General features: G+C 33.8%; 23 protein-coding genes and 1 other RNA gene. 11 read left to right on the top strand and 13 right to left on the bottom strand.

The window, feature by feature from the left end; translation table 11 throughout:
- Positions 1-4: 4 nt before the first annotated feature.
- Positions 5-2,119, bottom strand: a complete 2,115-nt coding sequence (locus OLM54_RS08955) for an outer membrane beta-barrel family protein (RefSeq protein WP_264538242.1) — start codon at positions 2,117-2,119, stop codon at positions 5-7.
- 273 nt (positions 2,120-2,392) lie between these two features.
- On the opposite strand from OLM54_RS08955, the gene OLM54_RS08960 reads away from it, so the two are divergent.
- The 3 genes from OLM54_RS08960 (at position 2,393) to OLM54_RS08970 (ending at position 4,744) form a co-directional block, all read left to right on the top strand.
- Positions 2,393-3,751 (top strand): sensor histidine kinase, encoded by a 1,359-nt coding sequence (locus OLM54_RS08960; protein WP_264538243.1) that lies wholly within the window; start codon positions 2,393-2,395, stop codon positions 3,749-3,751.
- 10 nt (positions 3,752-3,761) lie between these two features.
- Positions 3,762-4,451 (top strand): response regulator transcription factor, encoded by a 690-nt coding sequence (locus tag OLM54_RS08965; protein WP_264538244.1) that lies wholly within the window; start codon positions 3,762-3,764, stop codon positions 4,449-4,451.
- Positions 4,452-4,549: 98 nt separating this feature from the next.
- Positions 4,550-4,744 carry a hypothetical protein gene (locus OLM54_RS08970; RefSeq protein ID WP_264538245.1) on the top strand — a complete coding sequence of 65 codons (195 nt, stop codon included), beginning with the start codon at positions 4,550-4,552 and terminating at the stop codon, positions 4,742-4,744.
- Positions 4,745-4,747: 3 nt separating this feature from the next.
- Here OLM54_RS08970 and OLM54_RS08975 read toward each other — a convergent pair whose 3' ends face one another.
- The 3 genes from OLM54_RS08975 to rnpB all read right to left on the bottom strand — a co-directional run bounded on the left by OLM54_RS08975 (position 4,748) and on the right by rnpB (position 7,487).
- Positions 4,748-5,662 (bottom strand): ketopantoate reductase family protein, encoded by a 915-nt coding sequence (locus tag OLM54_RS08975; protein WP_264538246.1) that lies wholly within the window; start codon positions 5,660-5,662, stop codon positions 4,748-4,750.
- Between the two features lie 228 nt (positions 5,663-5,890).
- Positions 5,891-7,141 (bottom strand): cation:dicarboxylate symporter family transporter, encoded by a 1,251-nt coding sequence (locus OLM54_RS08980; RefSeq protein ID WP_264538247.1) that lies wholly within the window; start codon positions 7,139-7,141, stop codon positions 5,891-5,893.
- A 28-nt stretch (positions 7,142-7,169) separates the two neighbouring features.
- An RNA gene (rnpB, locus tag OLM54_RS08985) (RNase P RNA component class A) lies at positions 7,170-7,487 on the bottom strand.
- A gap of 124 nt (positions 7,488-7,611) precedes the next feature.
- Here rnpB and OLM54_RS08990 point away from each other — a divergent pair.
- Positions 7,612-7,905, top strand: coding sequence for a hypothetical protein (locus OLM54_RS08990; RefSeq protein ID WP_264538248.1), 294 nt, complete (start codon positions 7,612-7,614; stop codon positions 7,903-7,905).
- Between the two features lie 66 nt (positions 7,906-7,971).
- On the opposite strand, the gene OLM54_RS08995 is transcribed toward OLM54_RS08990, so the two are convergent.
- Positions 7,972-8,766, bottom strand: coding sequence for an SDR family oxidoreductase (locus OLM54_RS08995; RefSeq protein WP_264538249.1), 795 nt, complete (start codon positions 8,764-8,766; stop codon positions 7,972-7,974).
- A gap of 148 nt (positions 8,767-8,914) precedes the next feature.
- On the opposite strand from OLM54_RS08995, the gene OLM54_RS09000 reads away from it, so the two are divergent.
- The gene (locus tag OLM54_RS09000) at positions 8,915-9,265 is read left to right on the top strand and encodes a winged helix-turn-helix transcriptional regulator (protein WP_264538250.1); all 351 of its coding nucleotides are present in this window, start codon (positions 8,915-8,917) and stop codon (positions 9,263-9,265) included.
- Positions 9,266-9,416: 151 nt separating this feature from the next.
- Here the strand turns inward: OLM54_RS09000 and OLM54_RS09005 are convergent, their stop codons facing one another.
- The 3 genes from OLM54_RS09005 to OLM54_RS09015 form a co-directional block, all read right to left on the bottom strand.
- Entirely contained in the window at positions 9,417-9,788 is a 372-nt protein-coding gene (locus tag OLM54_RS09005) for a LysM peptidoglycan-binding domain-containing protein (protein ID WP_264538251.1), read from the bottom strand.
- A gap of 6 nt (positions 9,789-9,794) precedes the next feature.
- Entirely contained in the window at positions 9,795-10,271 is a 477-nt protein-coding gene (locus tag OLM54_RS09010; protein ID WP_264538252.1) for a BON domain-containing protein, read from the bottom strand.
- Between the two features lie 150 nt (positions 10,272-10,421).
- A complete protein-coding gene (locus tag OLM54_RS09015) occupies positions 10,422-10,898 on the bottom strand; it encodes a cupin domain-containing protein (protein WP_264538253.1) in 477 nt (158 codons plus the stop codon).
- Between the two features lie 141 nt (positions 10,899-11,039).
- Between OLM54_RS09015 and OLM54_RS09020 the strand changes: the two genes are divergently transcribed.
- The gene (locus OLM54_RS09020) at positions 11,040-11,690 is read left to right on the top strand and encodes a hypothetical protein (RefSeq protein ID WP_264538254.1); all 651 of its coding nucleotides are present in this window, start codon (positions 11,040-11,042) and stop codon (positions 11,688-11,690) included.
- A gap of 410 nt (positions 11,691-12,100) precedes the next feature.
- On the top strand, positions 12,101-13,186 hold the full coding sequence (gene dnaX, locus OLM54_RS09025) for a DNA polymerase III subunit gamma/tau (protein ID WP_264538255.1): 1,086 nt from the start codon (positions 12,101-12,103) through the stop codon (positions 13,184-13,186).
- Positions 13,187-13,214: 28 nt separating this feature from the next.
- Here dnaX and OLM54_RS09030 read toward each other — a convergent pair whose 3' ends face one another.
- The gene (locus tag OLM54_RS09030; RefSeq protein ID WP_264538256.1) at positions 13,215-13,424 is read right to left on the bottom strand and encodes a hypothetical protein; all 210 of its coding nucleotides are present in this window, start codon (positions 13,422-13,424) and stop codon (positions 13,215-13,217) included.
- A 16-nt stretch (positions 13,425-13,440) separates the two neighbouring features.
- Here OLM54_RS09030 and OLM54_RS09035 point away from each other — a divergent pair, with 16 nt between their 5' ends.
- A complete protein-coding gene (locus tag OLM54_RS09035; RefSeq protein WP_264538257.1) occupies positions 13,441-13,857 on the top strand; it encodes a DNA polymerase III subunit gamma/tau in 417 nt (138 codons plus the stop codon).
- A 32-nt stretch (positions 13,858-13,889) separates the two neighbouring features.
- On the opposite strand, the gene OLM54_RS09040 is transcribed toward OLM54_RS09035, so the two are convergent.
- The 4 genes from OLM54_RS09040 to OLM54_RS09055 form a co-directional block, all read right to left on the bottom strand.
- The gene (locus OLM54_RS09040) at positions 13,890-14,465 is read right to left on the bottom strand and encodes a TMEM175 family protein (protein WP_264538258.1); all 576 of its coding nucleotides are present in this window, start codon (positions 14,463-14,465) and stop codon (positions 13,890-13,892) included.
- Positions 14,466-14,564: 99 nt separating this feature from the next.
- A complete protein-coding gene (locus OLM54_RS09045) occupies positions 14,565-15,455 on the bottom strand; it encodes a Ppx/GppA phosphatase family protein (RefSeq protein ID WP_264538259.1) in 891 nt (296 codons plus the stop codon).
- 24 nt (positions 15,456-15,479) lie between these two features.
- Positions 15,480-17,564 (bottom strand): polyphosphate kinase 1, encoded by a 2,085-nt coding sequence (gene ppk1 / locus OLM54_RS09050; RefSeq protein ID WP_264538260.1) that lies wholly within the window; start codon positions 17,562-17,564, stop codon positions 15,480-15,482.
- A gap of 5 nt (positions 17,565-17,569) precedes the next feature.
- Positions 17,570-18,055, bottom strand: a complete 486-nt coding sequence (locus OLM54_RS09055; protein WP_264538261.1) for a SixA phosphatase family protein — start codon at positions 18,053-18,055, stop codon at positions 17,570-17,572.
- Positions 18,056-18,554: 499 nt separating this feature from the next.
- On the opposite strand from OLM54_RS09055, the gene OLM54_RS09060 reads away from it, so the two are divergent.
- Genes OLM54_RS09060 through OLM54_RS09070 form a run of 3 tightly spaced genes read left to right on the top strand, consistent with a single transcriptional unit; the run spans position 18,555 to position 26,263 of the window.
- Positions 18,555-19,106 carry a hypothetical protein gene (locus OLM54_RS09060; protein ID WP_264538262.1) on the top strand — a complete coding sequence of 184 codons (552 nt, stop codon included), beginning with the start codon at positions 18,555-18,557 and terminating at the stop codon, positions 19,104-19,106.
- Between the two features lie 34 nt (positions 19,107-19,140).
- Positions 19,141-25,317, top strand: a complete 6,177-nt coding sequence (locus tag OLM54_RS09065) for a gliding motility-associated C-terminal domain-containing protein (protein WP_264538263.1) — start codon at positions 19,141-19,143, stop codon at positions 25,315-25,317.
- Positions 25,318-25,345: 28 nt separating this feature from the next.
- Complete coding sequence (locus OLM54_RS09070) at positions 25,346-26,263, top strand: type IX secretion system membrane protein PorP/SprF (protein WP_264538264.1); 918 nt, start codon at positions 25,346-25,348, stop codon at positions 26,261-26,263.
- Positions 26,264-26,269: the final 6 nt, after the last annotated feature.

Here is a 26,269-nt window from a genome sequence, read left to right on the forward strand (position 1 = left end):
TCTTTTATTTAATTCTATTCGAATTTTCATCAGCATTTTTCTCTTTAAATTCTGTTTCTTTTATTTTTCCAAAAGAATATTTTACAGAGAGAGAAATCTCATGACTATCAACCACATATCTTGCTTTAGAATTAATATTATTGATGGTGAATTTTTCTGTTTCAATAGTACTTTTAAAAACATTATTACAGCTTAAAGTACAATTCCATTTTTTTGAAAACGTTTTTGAAATCGCCATATCGACTCTAAATCGTGGATTTGTTTCAAAAACACCCGTGTTTTGTTTCGTTAATCCCCAAAAATTCAAAATAAGGAAATACTCTTTTGGAAGTTTAAATTCATTATTTGAAGTGTAATATAAATAAGGTTTTGAAGCTATGAATACAGCAGTATCATCTTCAATCTTTTCTAAAACAAATACCAAAGAGTTAGTTGTTGTCCAAAATTTATATGTGAAAGGCAAGGTAAAATCAACCGTAAATCCTGAACTTTTATCAAAATTTATATCTTTAAAAGTCATGATATTATTTTGATCATCAAAAGAAAAACTATTGTAAACAGGATCTTTAGCCTTATAAAAACTAAATTTTACCGACTTATCATGATATTGAAAAGTGGTCGAAATTTCATCAGTAATTGTTGGTCCTAAATTAATATTTCTTGCATACAAAAAATACGGATTAATATAAGTCGCGCCCTGACTTAAAGAGGAGTAATTAGGTCTTGAAATACTTCTTGCATAGTTTACAGAAATGCTTTTAATGCTATCAATTGGAAACGTAAATTGCGCTTTCGGGAAAAAATTAGTATAGTTTTTATCCAGTAATGGTAATGCATCTGCTCTGAATTTTCCAATTACATTTGAATTTTCAACCCTAAAACCAAGTGAAAAATCAGTCTTTTTAATTTTACCGGATAATTGAGTGTATCCGGACAAATTTTCTTCTTTAAAGTCATAATAGCTCAATTCATTTTGATTGTTTTCAGTATAAAAAATAGCAACATCTGATTTAGAATTTGCTGAAGAATATAATCCTCCAATTTCAAATTTCATTTCATTTTTAAGCTTTTTCTCCATATCAATTCTTCCTGAAAAATAATTGACCTGAAATTTCTGATCTCTGATTTGTGACAATTCAAATTGTGTTTCATTATAATTATTATTTATTTCGGTAAACAATCGCTGATCAAAATTAGAATATTGCAAACCTGTATAAATTTGTGCATCAATCGATTTTATTTTTTTCTGATAATTTAAAAATGAGTTTACAAAATTCTTTTTGCTATCATTATCAGTAAAAGTCAAAACGTTATTTTCAACATTTTTATTCTTATTATCCGTTATTGTATTGATGGGGAAAGTATCTGATTGTAACTTGCTATTTATATTTATCGAAAAATAATCATCCTCGTTTATCTTATAAAATAAACCACCGCCAAAAACATATTGCTTTCTTTTTGTACTCGCAGTTACATTATATTTTGACACAATTTCTGCTGTTGGAATTTGATAATCAATACTATGGCTTTCCCAGGGATTCAGTCTATTGTAATTAAAATTAGCTTTCAATTCCAGTTTGTTTTTTTTGAAATTAGAATTAAATCCTAAGTAATTATTACAGTTTTTTTTGAAAGAAGCCACTTCTGAAATTTCCGTTTTAAAACTGTCTTTTTTACTAAATTTTCTGGTAATCAAAATCACAGAACGTCCTTCTGCTTCATATTTAGAAGATGGATTTTGAATGATTTCGATCGTTTTTATATCGGCGACAGCCAAAGCGTTCAAATCATTTATTCCCACTTTTTGATTATCGATATAAATCAACGGATTTCCTTTGCCAACAACTGTAATACTTTCTTTGTCTGAACTAATTTGAACTGTTGGTAATTTTGCCAGTAAATCGACTGAATTCGGAATTGAACTATAAATAGAATTAGCAACGTCAACTTTAATATTCCCGTTTGAATTGGTAAACGTTTTTTTGTTTTGAGTGATAATAACTTCATCCAGTTTATTCGAAATACTGTCTTTTTGAGTTTCATTTTGTGCATTTGCAACTAGAGAAAAACAAAACAATAATAAAATTAAAAAAAGTTTTAAAGGCAGATAAATCTTCATTTTTTAGATTGATTTTAGATTGAAACATTGCAAAAGTGCTTCTAAAAAAGTGTTCTGAAGGTTAATGCGGAGTTAATGCATTTTTCGTACTATAAAAGCATTATTTTTGAATTTAGAATCTTCGTGCGTTAATCTCACGCAGATTGTGCAGATTGAAGCAGATTTAAGGAAATTATTTTTAATCTGCTAAAATCATTTTTAAATCTGCGTGAAAAATAAAAGAAATTGGTATAAATCCGTTTAATTCGCCTTATCAGCGTGCCATAAAAACTAATGAAACAAAGAATCAATTTATTAATCGTGTTTTCAGTCGTTGCTTTGATCGTTTTATCGACGGTGCAATGCTATTTGGTAAAAACGACTTACGATTATAAAGTGGCGCAGTTTCATACCGAAATCAAAAATGAAATCGCTCAGATATCTAACAATTACAGCGATATTGATTCTGTAATTGTATCTAAAAAAGAAGCGCTTTATAAAAAATTATCTGAAAATTATATTCAGGGAAAAAAGACCAGACTGGATATTAAAAACAGTATTCTTGAAAATGAATACAGACATATTCTAACCGAGAAAATTCAACGTAAGTTTGAAAGAGATTTACCCAATCTTAAAATAGATTTTGCAATTGTACTGAATAAATTTATTCTGTATCAAAACACAACAAAAGCGGATACTATTTTTTCTGAAAAGCCTTTTATACAAAACAAATTATACGGAAATCTGGCTTCTCTAAATCATGCTTTTTTGGTTCGGAATTATGTTGGTACCACAAACGGATCTTACGCAAATCAAGATTATAAATTATTGACTGAAGATTCGATGTACATTTCTGTAATCGATTGGGAAATGATTATTTTAAGGCGAATGATGTTTATTCTCACTTTATCTTTGCTTTCGATTTTAACGCTTATTACACTTTTTGTAATTGCCATAAAAGCATTAATCAAACAGAAAAAAGTAAACGATGTCAAAACTGATTTCATCAATAATATTACGCATGAACTTAAAACGCCTTTGGCAACTTTAAGTATTTCGACCAAAATTTTAGAGCAGAAAAACATTCGTGAAAACGATGAAAATTTCAATTCGATTGTCAATACTATTTCACGTCAAAACAATCGCCTGCAAAATTTAATCGATCAGGTTATGGCAAATTCATTGGCTGAAAATGAAATTGAACTGCAAAAAGAAAAAATAGAAACCGAAGATTTTTTGCTGACTATTGTCAATGATTTTAAAATTACATATCCTAAAATCAATATTGGAACTGATTTTCAAACATCAAAAACAATGTTGGTTTTAGACAAATTTCACTTAACAACGGCCATTTTAAATGTACTTGAAAATGCCGTAAAATATGGTTCGAACAACATTCGCGTAAAAACCAAAAACTTTCAAAATCAATTTTCGATTAGTATTGAAGATGACGGAATTGGAATTTCGAAAAACAAACAGGCTCTGCTTTTTGAGAAATTTTATCGCGTAGAACAAGGAAACCTTCATAATACAAAAGGCTTAGGTTTAGGACTTTATTATGTCGATCAGATTATAAAAGCGCATCAGGGCTCTGTTAGCGTTGTGAGCGATTTAGGAAAAGGAACTCAGTTTACTATTTTATTAAAAGTTTAATTACCTTATTTTGAAAAAATTACTTTTAGCCGAAGACGATTTTGATTTTGCTGCAATTTTAAAACAATATTTAGAACTGCATCAATTTGAAGTAATCTGGGCAGAAAATGGAGAAATAGCTTTAGACTATTTTAAAAACCAAACTTTTGATATTTGTGTTTTTGACGTCATGATGCCAAAATTGGACGGATTTTCATTAGCGGAAAAAATAATTACAATCAATCCTGAAATTCCTTTTATTTTTCTAACGGCAAGAAAGTTAAAAGAAGACAAAATCATTGGGTTAAAACTAGGTGCAGACGACTATATTATAAAACCTTTTGAAGTCGACGAACTTGTTCTGCGTTTGCAGAATATTCTAAAGAGAATCGAACAAAAGAGAAGTCTGGAAGGAAATAATATAATTGAAATTGGTTCTTATATTTTTGATAATGAACGATTAACCCTAAATAATAAAAATCATGTCCAGCAGCTCACAGAAATGGAAGCTTCTCTTATTGAATATTTATATCTGAACCATAACCAGTTATTAAAGAGGGACCAAATTTTAATGTCTGTCTGGAAAAAAGATGATTATTTTTCAGGTCGAAGCATGGATGTTTTTATCAGCAGGCTTAGAAAATATTTTAATTCAGATCCAAAAATTAGTATTGATAGTGTTCGTAATATTGGTTTAGAATTTAAAATAAAAAAATCTTAGTTAAATTACTGCAAATCATATAAGTTTCATAAGCAATTGTATAACAGCTTAAAAGTTGTTATAAGGTACTTTTGGTATAAACCTTAAAAACATAAATCATGAACCTTAAAAGATTTTTTGGAGCAGTGCTTACCATTCTGGGAATAGTGGGCTTAATTTATACTGCTGTTATATTTGCCGGCACTTCTGGCGAAACAAGAGATATTAAATCGCTAATTATTTACGGTATACTTGGAATCGTTTTTTTCATGTCCGGCATCAGTTTAGTTCGTACTACAAAAGACGAATCATAAGCGTTACACCAAAGTATTTGCTATCTTTTCATAAAGAGGTGTTTGTACGCCATGCTTTAAACCCTCATTTACAACAAATTGCGTTAGTGAAATAACTTCTGTTTTATTACCGGAAGTTAAATCTCTATGCATCGATGAAGTCGCTTCTTTAGGCGATTTTTCGAGTTTTACAACAGTCTGTTTTACAATATCATCAGGCAATTGTAATCCTTTTGCTTTTGCAACAGCTTCAATTTCATGCAGTAATTGTACATAAAGTGCTTTAGAATCTTTATTGCTTAGAATTTCACCAATATTTTGATTCAGATAGGAAGTTGCAGAAGCAAGTGCCGAAATAAAAATGAATTTCTCCCAAACTGTTTCTTCAATATTTTCTACTAAATAGCTCTCTATTTTAGCGGTTTCAAAAATGTTTTGCAATTCATGCAATCGGGAAATTTGAGCCGTTTTTGAGCCAAAAAACAACTTTTCATAAAAGCCTATTTTCCTGATTGTTCCCGGCGAAAAAATCATCGAAATGATATAAACACAACCTTGCAGAATATCATTTTCAGGAAATATTTTCTGAATACGTTCCGGCGCATCAACGCCATTATACAAAGGAAGAATTACCGTTTTTGGAGCAATACATTTTTTTATGGAAAGTAAACTTTCCTTTATATCATAAGTTTTTGTAGCACAAATTAAATAATCCAAAACACCAATTTCATCCGGATTATTCGAAACTATTTTTGGATAAACAATCATTTCTGTAGTATCAGTTATGATCTTTAATCCGTTTTCTACAATTGCCTTTTTGGTTTCGCCACGAGCGATAAAAATAATTTCAACTTCTTCTGACTTATAATAGGCTTTCGCCAAAAGTCCGCCGAAATAACCACCAACACCACCAAGTCCTAAAATTCCAATTCGTTTCATAAATTTCAATTAAAAAATTTCCAAATTCTAATAAATATAAAATAACCGTGTCCCGTTTGTCCTTGCGAGGAACGAAGCAACCACACTAACAATTAGACACAAAGTTGATTTTGTAAATGAGATTGCTTCGTTCCTCGCAAGGACAAAAAATGAGGATAAAAATCCGTTTAAATCTGCGTTTTCGCTTTAGCGAATCCGTATAATCCGCGTTCCACTATACGCAAACAATCACTCCTCCGTAACAGGCTCTAAATTCAACTCCGTAAAATCGTGTTCTGTTTTCGAAATTATAATTGTTGCGACTGTATTTCCAATTAAGTTTGTAATTGCTCTTGCTTCGCTCATAAATTTATCGACTCCCAATAAAAAAGCTAAACCTTCTACGGGAATTTTATGCAAAGCTGTTAATGTCGAAGCCAGAACAATAAATCCGCTTCCGGTCACGCCCGCAGCACCTTTTGAAGTAATCATCAAAATTCCGATTACGGTTAAAATCTCAAAAAAACTCAAATGAACATCGTACAATTGCGCCAGAAATATGACTGACATCGATAAATAAATTGAAGTTCCGTCAAGATTAAAAGAATATCCTGTGGGAATCACTAAACCTACTACAGATTTGCTGCAGCCCATTTGTTCCAGTTTTACCATAATACTTGGCAATGCGGCTTCTGAAGAAGATGTTCCCAAAACCAATAAAAGTTCTTCTTTAATATATTTTAGAATCGAAAGAATATTAATTTTATAATATCTCAGAATACTTCCCAAAATTAAAAACACAAATAAAGCCATTGTCAGATAAACGCAAAGCATTAATTTACCAAGTGGAATCAAAGTTTCTAAACCGAACTTTCCAATCGTGTACGCCATTCCGCCAAAAGCACCAAGCGGCGCCAGATACATAACATATTTCAATCCGGTAAAAACGACTTTTGAAAATCGTTCTAAAACCAAAATTGTCTGTTCTCTTTTTTTATAAAAATTCAATGCAATGCCGCATACAATCGCTGCCAATAAAACCTGCAAAGTAAAATTCGACAGGAAAAACTGGAACCATGAAAAATTCTCTGCGGCGTGAGTTGTATATTTACTAGGATCTTGTAAAGTCAATCCGGATTTATCAATTTTTCCGGGCTGAAAAAAATACGCAACACTTACGCCAATTGCCAAAGCAACTGTCGAAACGACTTCGAAGTAAGCTAAAGCTTTAACGCCAATTCGCCCCACTTTTTTAAGATTTCCCATTCCGGAAATTCCCAAAACAATCGTCAAAAATATAATTGGACCAATAAATAGTTTGATAATATCGACAAATGTTTTCCCGATGATTTCCATTTTAACGCCATTTTCAGGCGAAAAATGTCCGAGCAAAACACCTGCAATAATGGCAATTAAAACCCAAAAAGTAAGATTTGTAATTATTGTTTTAAAAGTACTTTTCTTTGGTTTTGTGGCAGTGTTTGGAGTAGGTATATTCATGAAGATAAGTTAGTATTCACAAATATATAAAAAATGCAGACCTATAAGCCGGATTCTGTCCCTGATAAATCAGAGCCTTATCATTTATCTAGATTCCGAATTACTTCGGAACTCAAGCTACCTACCCTTCAACAACGGACGAGAAGCCCTTAAATGCTGATATACTTGGTATTTCACCGCATAGAGTTTACCTGGTTTCACTACAGCATTACCTGTACATACTTTCTGTTGCACTTGTCCTGACGTTATTGCTAACGCCGACGGGTGTTACCCGCTATGCTTCTCTTTGGTGTCCGGACTTTCCTCCCTCCCGATAAATCAGGACGACGATAAGGCGGTCTGCGCGGCAAAAGTAGCGATTTATCAGGGAAGAAACGAGTATTTAAATTTCGGTTTTTTATAAAGTTTTCATAACAATTTAATTTTAAATTAGTTACCTTTAAAATCCTTAATTTTTAAATTCATTTATTATGGCTAAAATGTATCATTACGCAACTGTTTCAAAAGCTTTAGATCAATTGAATGAAAAAGGATTTACATGTGATTTTAATCTAAACTCGGACGTGATTAAAAAAAATCCTGAAAAATTTGAAATTGTTCATGTGTATCGATACGAAGGGGATTCGGACCCAGGCGATGAGGCAGTTGTATACGGAATTAAATCAACATCAGGCAAAAAGGGCGTTTATGTAGCAGGCTTCTCCGCTGATTCTGACCAGGAAACCGCGAAGTTTTTATTTGATTTGAGTATTAGAGGAAGGTAATCAATAATGAAGTCGCTGAGTTAAAAATTGCTTTTATACTCAGCGACATAAATCTTTAACCTGTTATTAAATCGTCGGAATCGTTCCGCCATCAATTACAAATTCTGTTCCCGTTAAATAATTAGCTCTTGACGAAACCAGAAAACCAATTAATTCTGCTACTTCTTCCGGTTGTGCCGGACGTCCGAAAGGAATTCCGCCCAATGCATTCATCACACTTTGAGTTGCTTCTTCGATCGTACTATTCGAACTTTCTGCTATTCTCTCCATCATTCTGTTGGCAGATGTAGTCATAATCCAGCCCGGAGAAACCGTAAGCACGCGAACTCCTTTTGGCGAAACCTCATTCGATAAACTTTTGCTGTAATTAATTAAACCTGCTTTTGCTGCTGCATAAGGCAAAGTCGAATCATACAGCGGTAATTTTCCCTGAATTGAAGCAATATGAATAATAACACCTGATTTTTGTTGTATCATTTCAGGCAAAAAACCTCTGTCTAACCTTACAGGCGCAAACAAATTGGCCTGAAAAGTACGTTCCCAATCTTCATCCTTTAAAGCTTCAAAACCACCACCCGGAGTTTCTGAACTTCCCAGATTATTTATCAGAATATCCAGTTTTCCAAAGTTTGTTTTTACTTCTTCGATTACTTTTGCTGTTCCTTTTGAAGTACTCAAATCTGCCGAAATAAAATGCAAATCCTTATTCTCCGTCTCAGGTTTATTTCTTGCCGTAATAATAACTGTTGCACCGGCTTTCAATAACCTTTCTGCAATTGCTTTTCCTGTACCTTTTGTACCGCCGGTTACCAAAGCAATTTTGCCTGATAACTCCTTATTAAAATTTAATTCTTTTTCCATTTGTTTGTTATTTACAGGACAAATTTCGACAGTATAACTGGTTCCCACAATTACGGAAAATCGAATTGCATACGGATAAATTTTTCCCCTATTGTGCAATTTGGAACATTAGGTTATTTTTGTATTTATGTACGAAAGAAAAATCCCTTTGAACTTAAATTGTGGCCTGGACCTAATTGGAGAAGTGCTTTATGGCAAATGGAAAATCCGTTTGTTGTGGTTCATCAATGAAGGATTCCAGCGGCCAAGCGAACTGCAGCGAAAAATTCCGGATGCCTCCAGAAGGGTTTTAAATATTCAGTTAAAAGAACTGGAACAGCACGAACTGGTTTCAAAAATTATTTATGCACAAATGCCTCCCAAAGTCGAATACAGCTTAACCGACTTTGGTAAAACACTGATACCTATAATTTTTGCTTTAGGAAACTGGGGCGATGAAAATGAGGAGCGTTTAAGAGTTGCTATTTTAAAACAGCCTTTAAATGATGGTGCTGAATAACACAATCTACCTCATTGCGAGGAAAGAAGCAACCACATTTGCTAAATCAATTATAGTGTGGTTGCTTCTTTCCTCGCAATGACAAAAAATAAGAATAAAAAAAAAGCCCATCATAAAATGACAGGCTTTTAAAAATAATTCGCAAAAAAAATTACGCTGTAGGTATTTTTAATTTCCAACCCGGTTGAATAACGTCCGGATTTTTAATAATATCTTTATTGGCTTCATAAATAGTTTGCCATGAAACGCCATGTGCTTTTCCTATTTTTGATAATGAATCGCCACTTACAACTGTATAATCTGTAGTTGTTCCTTCTGCAACTGCAATATTCATAACCACATCTGCTGATCTAAAATCAGGATCTATTTTTCCGTAAGCATCCCAAAGTTTTTCTTTATCATCTGCAGATTTTGCTGTACCATCAATATACAATACATTATCCTGTTCTCTAACTTGCAAATCTGATGTACCTAAATTAGTAGCCAAATCTGTTAACTCTTTGTATTTATCTAGTAAACTCATAACTTTTTATTTAATAGTTAACTTGTTATCCACTTTTTTAGGTTTCAATTCCTGTACGCTTTTTATAAGGTTAGGCAATTGACTTCTTTTGATTTCTCCTGTAAGCGTTACTACTCCGCCTACAACGGTAGCACTAACACCATCGTAAGATTTTACAACTTTACTTAATGCTTTGTCTAATTCAGTATCAGGACTAATTATAACAGCTGCTGCCGCAGTTTCTTCCGGCGCAACAATCTGGCAGTTATTCACCACAGATTTTACTCCTTTGATTGTTTTTATAGAACTTTCAACATTTTGCTTTAAGATATCATCTTTACAAATTCCAGAAATTGTAGCAACACCTTTTTCTACTGTAACCTGTACTTCTGGTGTATCACTCAATTTTGCACTAATTTCTTTTTGAATATCTGCATCTTTAGGCCCACAAGCTACTAACAAAACAGCAAGACCCATCCCTAATAAAACTGATTTAATCTTCATAACGATATTTTTTTAATTAATTTATTATTTAAAGTTAACGAATTAATTAATTAAATATTACAAAATAATCTTACAATTTTTATATTTTTCCCAGTCAGTATTTGGATTGAGAGTTAAGAGACTGATCTGTTTGTAGTTAAAATCTTATTTTTAATCTAAATAATTTTCAGGAAACATTTTTTGCCCATACTTTTCAAAAATCGAGTTAATCTTTTGCTTAGTTTCCTTTTCAGAATCTTTATTAGTTTCCATATAATCTGCTATTTCTTCAAACAAATCATCTAATCCTGCTGGTGTAACGGTACATAAAAGTTTTGCCGGTTTGTCGCTCTCGTTTTTAAAACCGTGAACAATTCCCCCTTTCGGAATATTGACAAACGAATTCTTCTTCGCGATATAATTTCCTAATTCTGATTTAAAAGAAACCTCGCCTTCCAGCACAAAAAAAGTTTCCGTAAAATCAGCATGTGCATGCGGATTTGGCCCAGCACCCGGTGGAATCGACATTTCGATTACAGCATATTCTCCATTAGTTTGTTTTCCTGAAATTATGATTCGGTAATTTCCTCCGGCAATTTTTAATTTTTGACCTTGGGTTTCGTCGATTGTTATAATTGGGTTATTCATGTGATTTTATATTATTGTTCAATTTTCAGTTCGTGTTATCTTAGATAAAATAATCGCTTTTATTACAAAACATCTAAACTAAATTTATAAAAACTAAGAATAAAAAAGATTATTATTGTATTAAAAATCAATCTTATGAATTTGAAATATCTTTTACTATTAGTTTTCTTTTTCACCATCAAAGCTTATCCAAGTGAATACCCTCACTATACAAAACAGGAAAAGGTTAATAGGGGACTGAAAGCTGCTGATATTATTTTTTATGGAGAACTTATAAAAGTAGATACAATTTTAGGTACATACGATTTTAAAATCCTTGAAATTTTTAAAGGTCATTATCACTCAAAATTTATTAAAGCCACAAACAATGAAAAAGATTTTTTTATTGCTCCGTTTAAAAATGATTTATGGATTGTATATGCTAAATTTAATAAAGACAGAACCATTTCTCTTAATCTAAGATCACCAACCCAAACAATGGAAATTCCTTCCGGATTTCCACCACCAATACCTTACTATAATACTTACGGAAGAAAAATTACAAAATTAGATTCTTTAAGCAATGATATAGAAAATTTGAAAATAAGAAATGAAACTCTGACAACATTTTTTTATCAATTAGATCAATTAAAATCTTATAAAGCTTCTCAAAATACAAATTCTGAAAAAGAAAAAAGCGAACAAAAAATAGAAACTTATAGCAGATATATTATCATTTCTTTAATTGTCAACATCATATTATTTCTAATTCTAATTTTCGTTATTTCCAAAAAGAAAAATACGAATCTCTAATTTATCCGCTTTATGAGATTGCTTCGTTCCTCGCAAGGACTTTGATTGTCGATTGTGATTGTCGATGATGATTGCGGTCCTTCGACTTCGCTCAGGAAGACAAACGGAGCGCCCATAAAACTAAAAGCCTTATTTCGCTCAGGAAGACAAACGAAGTGCCCATAAAGCTGAAACCATTTCTTCGCTCAGGAGGACATATCCACAGAAAAAAATCCGTACAAATCAGCGTTTTCGCTTTAGCGAATCCGTTTCATCAGTGTTCAATTTATCAAACATATATTAAAAATCGTTAATTTAATTTCCTTACTTTCTCACATTCAAACCAATCAAAATCTTCTCTAAGATTTATGATTTTCAGATTTGTGATTTGGTAATTTTCAGACTATATTTGCTATCGAATAAAATAGAATATGGAACAATTTGTAGTATCGGCTCGTAAATATCGCCCACAAACCTTTAAGGATGTTGTAGGCCAGAAAGCCATTACCAATACTTTGCTAAACGCCATAGAAAGCAATCACCTTGCCTCTGCCCTTTTATTCACGGGACCGCGTGGCGTTGGAAAAACGACTTGCGCGCGTATTTTGGCTCGAAAAATAAATCAGCCGGGATATGACGATCCAAACGAAGATTTTGCGTTTAACGTTTTTGAGTTGGATGCCGCTTCAAACAACTCGGTTGATGATATTCGAAGTCTGATTGATCAGGTTCGAATTCCGCCACAAACCGGGCAATACAAAGTCTATATTATTGACGAGGTTCATATGTTGTCTTCGGCAGCTTTTAATGCTTTTTTGAAAACATTGGAAGAACCGCCAAAACATGCTATTTTTATTTTGGCAACTACGGAGAAACACAAAATTATTCCAACGATTTTATCTCGTTGTCAGATATTTGATTTCAAGAGAATTACTGTAAAAGATGCTAAAGAACATTTGGCAGAAGTTGCAACAAGTCAGGGAATTAATTTTGAAGACGATGCTTTGCACATTATCGCTCAAAAAGCTGATGGTGCCATGCGTGACGCTTTATCGATTTTTGACCGTGTGGTTTCTTATTGCGGAACCAACTTAACACGTCAGGCTGTAACCGAAAACCTAAACGTTTTAGATTACGAAACGTACATTAGTATTACCGATTTACTTTTAGAAAATAAAATTCCGGATCTTTTAATTGCTTACAATGAAATTCTTGCAAAAGGTTTCGACGGTCATCATTTTATTGCCGGATTAGCTTCGCATTTCAGAGATTTATTGGTAAGCAAAACTCCTGCTACTTTAAGTTTGCTTGAAGTTGGTGAACAAGCGCAGCAAATGTACGGCGTACAGGCGCAAAAATGTTCTCAGGAATTTTTACTTAAAGGAATTGACATTGCAAACGACTGCGATTTAAAATATAAATTAAGTCAGAATCAGCGACTTTTGGTCGAATTATGTTTGATGCAATTAGCCTCTATCAACTTTGATGGAGAAAAAAAAAAGTTGAGCAATTCATAATTCCGCCCACTTATTTTAAAAATAGCGGTTATTCGATAGTCGAAAGTCCAAAGGCAAAAGCCCAAAGTCTTGAAAACGAAAATTCAAAGCCAAAAGCTGAAAATCCAACTCCAGCCACTGAAGTTCCGACTCCACAAAAAACAGAAATTGTTGAAACTCCAAAAGTTGAAACTCCAGAAACTCCAAGAGCTGAAACAAAAGGCGAACCAAAGGTTTCTGCATTTTCTCTTGCAAGCATTCGTGCTAAAAAAGCAATGGAAGAAAGCAATAAATCGTATGTAAAACCTTCCTCAGTTTTGCCTACGGAAGAATTTACGGAGACTGAAATGTTATTGCATTGGAACAAATATGCACAACGTTTGGGCGAAAAAGGTTTAAAAATCATGGAATCGTTATTATTGATTAACGACCCAACTTTGAACGGAACAGTTATTACACTTGAATTACCAAATGAAGGTTCTAAATTAGATTTTGAAAGTCAGCTTAATGGGCTTTTAGGACATTTAAAAGGACATTTGCATAATCACGACATTACAATTGAAATTATTGTAAATGAAACGATACAAACCAAAAGAAGCTTTAACGATCAGGATCGCTACAATCGTTTATTAGAAATCAACCCAAATATTGAGCTTTTGCGTTCTACATTTGGATTGGATTTACCTACATAGCTTTTTGTATGAGATAAGTTTAGTGCTTAAAGTTATTTAGTAAATACTTTTTCGATTCTTTTATCCGGAATAAGCCAGGACATTGCAACGATGAAATAGGCTGCTCCGGAAAGCCATTCGTTGTAAAATGAAGCCACAATTCCAACCGTATATAAAACAGCAGAAGCTTTTCCTTTTAAATCGTTTCCTAAAGCTTTTGCCAATACAGAATCTTTTCCTTCAACATCTAAAACTGTTTTTTGAAGAATTACATACGCAATCGCACAAAGCAATAAAATGAATCCGTAAAATGCCATCGCAGCTTTTGCGAAGTTATGCTCCCCCATCCAGCCTGTTGCAACGGGAATTAGTGACAGCCAAAATAATAAATGAAGATTTGCCCAAAGTATTTTTCCGTTTACTTTAGATAAACCATGAAGTAAATAATGGTGATTGTTCCAGTAAATTCCAACATAAATAAAACTCAGGATATAACTTAAAAACTTAGGAATAAGTGGTTTTAAATCAGCAAACTCAACTCCGTGAGGCACTTTTATTTCCAAAATCATAATGGTAATAATAATTGCTAAAACACCATCACTAAAAGCTTCGAGTCTGGTTTTATTCATTTTATATAAAGTTTGATGTTGAAAAAAAGTTTACCACAGATTAAAAGATTTTCTCAGATTTTATACTCTTTTGAATCTGTGTAATCTGTGGCAATATTTTTAGATTTTACCGTAATACATTGCTTTTACGATTCCGTCAGAAAGTCCTATTTTAGGAACGTAAATCTGGCGTGCTCCACTCCACTTCATAGCATTTAAGTAAATACGTGTGGCGTGAATAATTACGTCGGCGCGATCAGAGTTTAAACCTAATTCGGCAATTCTTTGTTCGTAAGTCAATGAATTTAAAAACGCATATTGCGAATTGATATAAATGTATGAAAGCGGTTTTTCCTGCTGTTTTCCAGACATTTTAAACAATTTATTGATGTTTCCGCCAGAACCAATTAAGGTTACTTCTTCATAATCTGCGGTATTGGTTTTAATCCATTTTTCAATTTCATCCCAAACTACATCATGAACCATATTATTTAATAAACGAACTGTTCCTGCTTTAAACGATCTTGAAGTAATCATTTTTCCATCAGAGAATAAGGTAAATTCGGTACTTCCGCCGCCAACATCTACAAATAAATAGGTTTCATCTGATTTTAATAAATGATGTAAATCTGTAGAAGCGATTATCGCCGCTTCTTTTTTACCATCAATAATTTCAATTTTAATGTCGGCTTTTTTCTTAATCAAAGCCACAACTTCTTTCGCATTATATGCTTCGCGCATTGCCGAAGTTGCAAATGCCATATAACGTTCTACTTTATGTACTTTCATCAAAAGATTGAATGCTTTCATGGCATCAACCATTCGATCTATATTTTCTTCTGAAATTTCTCCTACTGTAAAGGCATCTTGTCCCAAACGAATTGGCACACGAACAAGGGAACTTTTATTGAATTGAGGTTCTTTGCCTTCTTGTTCTACAACATTGGATATCAGAAGCCTCATGGCATTTGAACCGATATCTATTGCTGCATACTTTTTAATTTTAATCATGCTCACTTATGATTTGTTTTGGTTTTATAAATTTATTTTTTGTGAAACCTCTTCTAATACCGAAATTTTATTCTGATAATATTTATAGGTCTCCAATTGAGCTCTAAATGGGGCATGATGATTTCTTGCTTTATATTTATTATCTAATTTATAGGAATGATATCTCACTTTAACATTCCCTTTCCATCCTATATCAAAATTGTCAACGAGTTCTTTTTTGATTTCAAGGTCGTAAATTGGACAGGTTACCTCAACTCGTCCATCAAGATTTCTTGTCATAAAATCAGCAGAAGAAATATAAACTTCTGTTAATCCGGCATTTCCAAAAATATAAACTCTTGAATGTTCCAGATAATTATCGACAATACTTATGGCTTCGATATTTTCGCTCATTCCCGGAATTCCCGGAATCAACGAACAAATTCCTCTTACCTGAAGCTGGATTTTTACTCCGGCATTACTGGCTTCGTATAATTTATCGATCATTTTAAAATCAGATAAACTATTCATTTTAAGCTTTATATGTGTTTTTCTACCTGCCAATGCGTGCAGAATTTCACGATCGATCAGTTTAATAAATTTACTTCTTGTATAATGCGGAGACACTATTAAATGTTTGTATCTGTGCACTCTGTAATTGATGTCAAAAAATTCAAAGATTTTAGAAATGTCTTTCAAAATTCCCTGATTACAGGTAAAAAGTGTCACATCGGTATAAATTTTTGCTGTCGATTCGTTGAAATTTCCCGTCGAAATAAATCCGTAACGACGACTTTTACCTTCTTCTGTTCTTTCGATAACACATATTTTACTGTGTACTTTTAAGCCTTTGATTCCAAATATCAATTCGATTCCTTCGGTTTGCATTTGTTCTGCATACGAAATATTCGAAGCTTCATCAAAACGCGCCTGAAGTTCGATTTGAACGGTCACTTTTTTACCGTTTTTTGCTGCATTTATCAATGAACTGATAATTTGCGAATTTTTAGCCAAACGATACAAGGTAATTTTAATACTTGTTACTTTTGGATCTAATGCCGCTTCTCGTAAAAACTTTGTTAAGTATGAGAAAGACTGATATGGAGCGTTTAATAAATAATCTTTTTTACTGATTTTTTCCAGAATACTTCCGCCTAAACTCAAACCGGGAATTGGCAGCGGATCATTGGTTTTATACAATAAATCGTATCTTCCTAAATTTGGAAAATTCATATAATCACGTCGATTATGATATCTTCCTCCGGGAATTATACTGTCTGTTTCTACAATTTTCATTTTATCAAGAAAGAAACGCAATGTGTCTTCTTCGATTAAACTATCGTAAATAAAACGAACGGGCTCACCTATTCTTCGATCTTTTACTGATGTGGCGATTTTTTCGAGCATACTTTTGCTCAAATCACTATCAATATCCAATTGCGCATCTCGCGTAATTTTGATCATATGCGCCGTAACGCTTTTATAATCGAAAATATTGAAAATGTTTTTCAGATTATGGCGAATCACGTCATCAATTAAAATAACATAATGTTTATCATCATGAGAAGGCAAAACAACGAATCTGTTTATGGTTTTTGGGATTTCGATAACGGCGTATCGAACCTCATCATTTGTATTCATCTCTAATCGAACAGCCAAATACCCTAAAGTATCTTTAAGAATAGGAAATTCAGCAAGATCATTCAAGATAATCGTGACTAATTCCGGACTTAATCTTTGCGTAAAAAAGTCTTTCAGGAATTTATCCTGCTCTATTGTAATTTGATCTTCGTTTATAATAAAGATATTTTCGGCTTCGAGTTCAGATTCTATATTTCCTAAAATACGTAAACTTTCAGATTGCTGCTGAATTACAATTTCGGTAATATCCTTAATTAATTGGTGTGCCGAAACGCCGCCTAAATATTTTTCGCCTGAAATTCCAGAAAGACTCAATCTGCGGATTGCGGCATAACGAACTCTGAAAAATTCATCTAAATTGTTCGAAAAAATTCCAACAAAACGCAACCTGTCTAAAAGTGGCACTGTATTATCTGCTGCTTCCTGAAGCACTCTTGCATTAAACGCTAACCAACTTTTTTCTCTATCGATATATTTCTGCTCGTACACTTTATTTATTTTAAATCTTTGGGGAAAATTGTTTTTTGTGTCTTGCCTTTATGAATTGCATCCCAGGCTTCGGTATCAAATTTAAGCGATACAAATCCTGAAGTAGGTACATTTTCTATAAAAACATCCCCAAATTTATTAACAAAATTTGTAATAGCCTCATTATGTCCAAAAAGAATAACGCTTTCGAAACTATTATCACAAGATTTAATAACTTTTTCGAGTTGTTTATCATCAAAAGTATAAAGATCGTCTTTATAAACAATGCTTTCTATGGGATAGGATATGTTTTGAGCAAAGATAAGTGCTGTTTCAGATGCACGAGCCGCAGTGCTGCTCCATATTATATAGGTTTTAGGAAGATATTTTGCAATATGGGTCGACACTTCATGAGCATCTAAAATTCCTCTTTTCATTAATGGCCTGTCAAAATCCTTTAAAGGCGCTTCCCAACTTGATTTGGCGTGTCGTATTAAAATTAAATTTTTCATAAATAGAAGGGTTTAGAAACGTCAAAATTGAAGTTGCTTTTTTATTGAAGTTCTAATTTACAAAAGAAATTGTAATAGTCCTCCTTTTTTTAATTCTGTTAACATTTGAAGAAAATTTTAACAAGAATTTAAATTGCTGAAAAGTCAAAATTTCCAAAATTATCAAAATTATCATTTTAACAAATTATGTACTTCATCTAACAAACCCATCATTTCGTCGATTTAATTATCATTCCTAAAAAATTAACTAAATATCTGATTATTAGTTATTTATGATATTTATTTTTTTCTCTTTTAACACAAAAAAGTAAAAAATTCGTACAATTTTATTTGTTACAAATGACATAAAAAATTGCATTTTTTACCATTATTTAACAAAAAAAGAACATTTCAACGAGTTTTTAGGTTAGTTGCAGATAAAAAAAATCAAAAAATGATTGCCTATATAACTTTGATTCTGTTAAAATATTAGAAATAATTCAAAACAAAATCTTTAGTTATGAGAACAAACTCTACTCTTCAAAAAGCCGTAAAATTTGTAAAAAATTGTAAGTCTATTTTTTCTTATAAAAAAAGAATCTTTCAAAAAAACATTTTTTCATTACTGTTTTGTTTACTCCTCAATATTTCATTTGCACAATCAGGTTCGTGCAGCGCAATTTTGGTTGTTGAAAATAACGGAAATATTAGAAGTACTCCTCTCGACGGAACTTATTACGCGATGGTTCTTACCAACAATGGAGCATCGACAGATACTTATGTCCTGAATTCTAAGAATATAAATTCTTCCTGCAGTAATAGTGACGATAGCCCTGCAAGCGGCAACGTTGCAGTTAATGCTGAATTTATAGATTCTGAAAAAAATACCATTAGCGAAATAACATTAAATGCGGGGCAAAGCATAAATTTCTACATACACATTGCAGTACCTATTGGCACTGCTGTAGAAAAATGGTCCTGCAATCAGATTACTGCGACTTCAAAAAACTGCAGCAATTATTCTGCTGAAACGGTTTTACACACTTACATCATTAATCCGGTTAATGATTAACTCTATTTCAGGTATTCCCTTAAAATAATTTAAAATGGAAAAAACTCTACTCTCTTTCAGCAATTATTTTCATGATATAAAAAAAATACATTTTGTTTTTGTATTACTTATATCATCTTCATTAGGGTTGGCGCAAACGATAACAACCAATAAAACGGTTACTGCAAATGCGGGTAATTGTGGCATTGTGAATGTAAAAGTAGACATTACAGGCGCTAATCCTGTTACTCGAAATTCTGATGTGATTTTAGTTATTGATGTTTCCGGAAGTATGGGAAACACGATTTCCGGCGATACAAAAACATCTATGGATTATGCTAAATTGGCGGCGAAATCATTTATTACACAGGCATCTGCAAATACAAATAACCGAATTGCTATTGTATCGTATACTACAAATGCTAAGCTTGAACTGGGTTTAACGTATTTGAATGCGGCGGGTGTTACGACATTAAATGCTAAAATTAATGCGCTGACGGCAACAAATAATACGAATATTCAGGATGGAATTGTAAAAGCAGAAACGGAACTGGAAACCAATGGGCGTTTTGACTGCAGTACTTCAAGAGGCATTATTTTACTTACGGATGGTGTTGCAAACAGAACCGGAAGTGTTGGAAATACAACAAGCTGTAATACTGTAAGCACTTCTTCAGTTTGTGTTACAAGTGCTATTACGGCTGCAACGAATGCTAAAACTACGGTAAAAAGCAGTGTAACTTACAACAATCAGATTTTTTCTGTTGGTTTATTTGGGGGAATTCCGGGGAATATTAGTACTGTTGGAAGTGACCAGTATGTAGCAAAATATACTTTGGATGGCATTCAGGGAAGTGCTGCGTATATCACGCAAAGCGCTGCAAATTTAACTGCAATTTACAATCAGATTGCGACTCAAATTTCGTGGGTTGCGCAGAGTTTAATCGAAAAAGAAACTGTGATTCCGGGATTTACTGTGGGATCAATTTCGGTTAGCAAAGGAACAACTTCAGTATCTGGACAAGTAATTACGTGGAATACCGATTTTTTGAATTCTGAAACCATTACTTTAAATTATCAATTAACACCAACCGGAAGTGCCTGCGGAAATCAAACAGTAAGTACATCTAGTTTTAATTATCAGAATACATCATGTTCCGCTGATTCAAAAACAATTACAAGTCCGGGTTATTTTGTGCCTTGCCTGCCATTAATAACCGGAGTTCTAAGCGCCTGCGGATCTACAACATTAACCGCAAGTACAAATGCGGCTTCTCCAACTTATACTTGGTACAAAGACAATGTTGAAATAACAGGACAAACGGCTTCAACACTTATTGCAACAGCAAGTGGAGCTTATACCGTAAAAGTTAAAAACGGCAATACAAATTGTGAATTAACTTCTGCAGTTTCAACCGTAACGATTAGTCCGGCGGCGGCTCTTGTCGCGCCCGATAATGCTACAATATCCGGATGCAGTACAGCCGCGATTACAGGATTAGCATATAAAACAACTGATACTGCAATTACTCTCGCACAATTAAATACGGCTGGTGGTTCTCTTGCAAATAGTGCAAGTTTGGGAAGTTATACAATATCATATTCTGATGTTGCATCAGGAACTTGCCCAACAATTGTAAACAGAACTTTTAAAGTTACAACCGGATGTGGAGTAATAACAAAAACGCAAATTATTACAATTCAGGATACTGCTGCACCAACATGGACAACAACTGCAAATGCCTTAAACGTGACTTTGCAATGCAGTGATTCTGCCGGACTTTCTACGGTGCAAAATCAAGCGCCAACTGCAACTGATAATTGTGGAGGAACTATAACATATACCAAAGCCAGTGGAAATTTTGTTGCCGGTTCTTGCTCAAATTCTGGAACTTATACCAATACGTGGATTGCGAAAGATATTTGTTTGAATACTTCGACAACTTTTACGCAGGTAATTACTATTATTGATAATACAACGCCAACTTGGACTACAACTGCAAATGCCTTAAATGTGACTTTGCAATGCAGTGATTCTGCCGGACTTTCGACAGCGCAAAATCAAGCGCCAACTGCAGTTGATAATTGCGGTGGAATTATAACATATACCAAAACCAGCGGAAATTTTGTTGCAGATTCTTGTGCAAATTCAGGAACTTATACCAATACCTGGGTTGCAAAAGATGTTTGTTTAAATACTTCGACAACTTTTACGCAAGTAATTACAATTATTGATAATACAGCGCCAACTTGGACAACAACTGCAAATGCCTTAAACGTGACTTTGCAATGCAGTGATTTTGCCGGACTTTCGACAGCGCAAAACCAAACGCCAACTGCAACTGATAATTGTGGAGGAACTATAACATATACCAAAGCCAGTGGAAATTTTGTTGCCGGTTCTTGCTCAAATTCTGGAACTTATACCAATACGTGGATTGCGAAAGATATTTGTTTGAATACTTCGACAACTTTTACGCAGGTAATTACTATTATTGATAATACAACGCCAACTTGGACTACACAAACTGCTTTTTTAAACAGAACTGTAGAATGCAGCGATTTATCTGCTTTGGCTTCCGCGCAAGCGTTATTTCCTATTGCTTCTGATTTATGTGATGGTGATGTTTCGAATATCGTAAAAACCAGCGGTCAGTTTGTGGCTTCGGGATCTTGTTCGAATGCGGGAACGTATACCAATACTTGGGTTGTTTCTGACGATTGCGGAAATATTTCGGATACTTTCACACAGATAATTACAATTGAAGATACTACAAAACCAACTTTTAGCGGAGATCTTCCAACAGATATTACCGTTTCTTGTGACGCCGTTCCTGAACCTGCCGAAATGCAGGCAACAGACAATTGCGATAGTAATTTGCCAATTGTATTCTCTGAAATTAAAAGTGATATTGCGAATGGATGCAGTACAAATTATACTTTGACCCGTAAATGGACAACAAGCGATTGTAGTGGAAACACGCAGTTTTATGTTCAAATTATTACCGTAAAAGATACGACTCCGCCAACAGGTACTGCTCCGGCTGATGGGGCAGATTTACAAAATATTGCAGATATTCCATTGGCAAACCCACAAGACATAAAAGATGCTGCCGATAATTGCAGTCAAAACATAAATATTACAATTAGCGATGCAAATAATGGCGCTTCGGGCTGCGAAGGAAATGCTTATATCCTGACCAGAACTTATACGCTGACAGATTGTGCAGGCAATAAAACAGATTTAATACAAACTTTTACTGTCGAAAATAAAGTATTTGTTTCGGGAATTGCTTCTAATGTAACTTGTTTTGGCGGAAATAATGGTTCTATTTTAGTTACAAACAGTCCCGGTTCAACTGTTGTGATTACGAATGACAAAAATGAGGTTGTTGGAAATTCTAATTTACCTGCCGGGATTTATACTTTAACAGCTTTGTCTGCTGTAAATAACGGAAATCAAACTTGTACAGCAACTTCGATTGTAACGATAACTCAGCCAACATATACCGTAAAAATATCCGGACAAATTATAAATACAGATACAAATACGCCTATTGCAAATGTTCCGGTTACTTTAGTTCCGCAAGGCAATACAGCGGGACCAATTTTATTGCGGGTAACGGGTATTGATGGACTTTATAATTTTTCTGGTGTACCTGCAGGAAACTATTTAGTTCAGGTTCAGGATGCTAATTTAAATAGTGCTTATCAATTGTATCCTGTAACTTCGAGTTTGTTTTTTACTACTCTTGAAGATTGTATTATTCAGGAACATAATTTCGAATATGGAAAATCGACCTTGCCCGTTTTAGGAGATTATGTTTGGTATGACACAAATGGCAATGGCATTCAGGATGAATGGTATGATGCTAATAATGACAACATTGTAACGAAAAATATTCCGGATAGCGAAGGCGCAATTGATTACAGCCAATGGGAATGGATTGATTTTAATGGTGACGGAAGTTATACAGGAACACAAAATGTTGGTGAATTAAATGCCGGTGGTTTTGGAAATGCATTGAGTTCGAACGTTATTATTGACGGCTCAAATGGTTATCACGCAGAAGTAATTGTAGGTATTGAAGGATTTTGGAGAAACAGACCTGAAACTGCAAATCCGTATGGAGATTATACCATTAAACTGGTAAGAGATTCTAATTTTGATACTGTGGCAGCTTCTTTAGGAGCAACGAATCTGGTAAAAGAACTTCCTTCGGCTACAGCCAAAAAAATAACTTCGAAAACCGGAAAAACACAATTACACACTGTTTGTCAAACCACTACAAACTCCGCAATAATTGTAACTGTAACGCCTCAGGATTTGGTTCATTTGGATGCTGATTTTGGTGTAAACTGCAAAGTTTATGCTGATATTGTTGCTAATGATGATAGCGCCGGACCAATTGCAGGTGTAAATCATACGACGCAAAATGTGCTGAATATATTACCAAACGATACGCTTGAAGGAGTTGTTGTAACTGCTTCAGACGTGATTATTACGACTGTAACACCAAATGCGTTTTTACAATTAAACGCCGATGGTTCTGTCGATGTTTTACCAAATGCTCCAGTAGGTATACTCACATTAGTATATCAAATTTGCGAAGCTGATCAAATTTCAAACTGTGATACAGCAACTGTAACGGTTACGATTGTAGCTCCGGTTATCACGATTACCGCAACTTCTATTTGTGTTAATGACGTTCCGTATATTGATTATGTTGTAACTCCGGTAAATTTTACTCCCGTAAATGGCGTAACAATCTCCTGGACAAATAGTGGTAACAACGTTATAAGCACTACAACAGATTTATCTTTGAGCGGCAGAGTCTTATGGCCGGGCGCTGTTGTAGATCAAGCCGGTAACGGAATTGACTGGCCGGGCTGGATTTTCGAAAATAATAAATGGATTCAGGGCAGCGACGGATTTGAAACACTTCGTCCAACGGCGACATTAGCAATCTCTGTGAATCCAACTCAAACTATTACAATAAATTATCCTCCGGCAGATCCTTATTGTATTGCAAGACCAACATTTGCAATTGTGGCAAATGATGATGTCGCAGGACCAATTAATGGAATTACAGGCGGAACTAATGTCTTAAATGTTTATAATAATGATACATTAAATGGCTCAACAGTTAATCCAAATGATGTAACTCTTACAATTGTAACACAAGATCCTAAAGGAATTTTGACTTTAAATGCTGACGGATCTGTAAATATTCCCGCAAATACACCCGCAGGAACTTATACATTGACGTATCAAATTTGTGAAAAGGCTGATTTTGGAAACTGCGACACCGCAACGGTAACCATTACTGTATCTTCTTCTGCAATTATGGCGAACGACGATGTTTATGCCAATATAAGCTGTAACACTTTTGGGCTTGTTGGAAATGTTTTAACCAATGATCTTCTCAATCAAACTGCGGTTACGTTACAGCTCGTAAACTTTATGTTAGTAAATAATAACTCCGATAAAACAGATGCAAATATTAAGATTGATGCTTTGGGTAATGTAAATGTTTCGGGCTTAACTCCTGCCGGAACTTACACGTATAATTATCAAATTTGCGAGAAACTAAATCCTGATAATTGCGATACAGGATTGGTTACTATTACGGTTCTTCCTAACGGAATTACAAATATTTCCGGCGAGGCTTGCGCCGATGACTCAAGCCTTATTGATTTAACAACTTTATTACCGGCAAATACGCCAGCAACCGGAACGTGGATTGATCAAAATAACAGCAATGCATTGCAGGGAAATATTTTGAATCCTCTTGGTTTGGCATTGGGAAATTATGTATTTGAATATCAAATTGCAGATCAAAATTGCCCTAAAAGTATTGTGCTAACTATGGAAATTAACGATGACTGCAAAGTATTGGCGTGTGGAAATGTTATCATACACAATGCTTTTTCGCCAAACGGAGACGGAATAAATGATTTCTTTAAAATTGACAATATTGATGACACAACATGTTATCCCGAAAATACAGTCGAAATCTATAACCGCTGGGGAATATTAGTATTTGAAACTTCTAATTACAACAATACTACTAATGCATTTGACGGAACTTCCAGAGGCAGAACAACCGTTAAACAATCTGACGGGCTGCCAACCGGAACTTATTTTTATATCGTGAATTATAAATCCTTAGACGGAAATAATACAATTCAATCGAATAAAAAAGACGGCTTTTTATATTTATCGAAGTAATCAATAGTAATACTAAAAAACATCTACTATGAGAGCAAAATTATTATCCTTCGTTTTAATGCTTGTATCTATTGTAGGTTTTGCACAGCAAGATGCTCAATTTACGCAATATATGTACAATACCATCACTATTAATCCGGCTTATGCGGGTTCTCGTGGAGCTTTAAGCATTTTTGGATTGTATCGTACGCAATGGGTTGGACTTGACGGAGCACCTGAAACCAGCAGTTTTTCGGCAAATACACCTATAAATAATTCTAATTTAGGAGTTGGTTTCTCTTTGGTCAATGACAAAATTGGTCCTACAAATGAGAACAATTTTTCTGTCGATATTTCTTATACGCTTCAAACATCTGCTAATTTCAAACTTTCATTTGGAATTAAAGGAACAGCAAATTTATTCAATTTGGATATCAGCAAACTAAATCCTGAAAATCAGAACGATCCACAATTTCAGGATCTCGATAATAAATTTTCTCCCAACGTAGGAGCCGGAGTTTATTGGCATTCTGATAAAGCTTATATCGGATTCTCGGTTCCAAATTTCATCGAAACAAATCGTTATGATGACAATGATATTGCTATTTACAAAGATAAAATCAATTATTATCTAATGGGAGGTTATGTATTTGATCTCGATAAATATCAGTATATAAAGTTCAAACCTGCAGTTTTGGCAAAAATGGTCGAAGGCGCGCCATTGCAAGTCGACATATCAGCCAATTTTATGTTTTATGACAGGTTTGTATTGGGAGCTGCTTACAGATGGAGCGCTTCGATAAGTGCAATGGTTGGATTTCAAATTACAGAAGGTCTTTATTTAGGTTACGGTTACGATCGCGAAACCACCAACTTAAACAATTATAATTCAGGATCGCATGAGATATTTCTTCGATATGAATTTTTCAGGAAAAATAGCAAAATAACAAACCCTCGTTTCTTCTAAAAATAG

Source organism: Flavobacterium sp. N1736, from assembly GCF_025947065.1.
GTDB lineage: Bacteria > Bacteroidota > Bacteroidia > Flavobacteriales > Flavobacteriaceae > Flavobacterium.